1 protein-coding gene is annotated in these 624 nt (G+C 75.8%); it reads right to left on the bottom strand.

Annotated features, from left to right (window positions below):
• On the bottom strand, positions 1-125 hold a 125-nt coding region (locus MTQ10_RS30930), incomplete at its 3' end, for a DUF2510 domain-containing protein (protein WP_247474136.1).
• Positions 126-624: the final 499 nt, after the last annotated feature.

The raw sequence follows: 624 nt of genomic DNA, 5'->3' as shown, positions 1-624 counted from the left end.
GGGGCGGGCTGCTGGGCGGGGGTGGTCTGCTGGGTCCACTGGGCGCCGTCCCAGTAACGGAGCGTCTGGGGTGCGCCGTGCGGGTCGGGGTACCAGCCTGCGGGTGTGTTCGATTGCGTGGTCACCGGGGCACATTACCCTGTCGGTTTCCGGCCACGGGTGCCCCCTTTCTCGCGGTTCCCCCGCGCCCCTTGTCCCGGCTGCGGTTTCGTTCTCACCTACGGGCCGGTGGGGGCATTCGCGCAGTTCCCGCGCCCCTCGTCGCAGCGGGGCCGTCATGTCCACCTGCGGGCCGGTGGGGGGTTCTCGCGCAGCGCCCCTGAGTGCCTGCGGCGGCCTGCGTCTGTGGGTGCGTGGTCGCGGTTGCACCCGCTGTGGGTGGGTCGGGTGCGCGACGGGGGTGTCCGTCCTCGGTGCGACGCTCTGCCTCTCAGATCCCTGCCCTGCGTTCTCGCCGCACGCTGCGGGCGGGCACCCCCCGCCGACACGCCCCCTCCCCGCGGCCGGCGACTGCGGCCCGGCGTGGGCCGACGCGACGGCGGGGCCGGGGGGACTGATCGGGGCGCCGTCGGCGACCTGAACGCCGGCGGCGCCCCGGTCAGGGTTCCGGGGTCGGGACCACGG

The sequence above is a fragment of the Streptomyces sp. XM83C genome, from assembly GCF_023072675.1.
Classification (GTDB): Bacteria; Actinomycetota; Actinomycetes; order Streptomycetales; family Streptomycetaceae; genus Streptomyces; species Streptomyces thermocoprophilus.
Note: the sequence above shows the minus strand (reverse complement) of the source record. Positions and strands in the feature narration are given on the sequence as shown.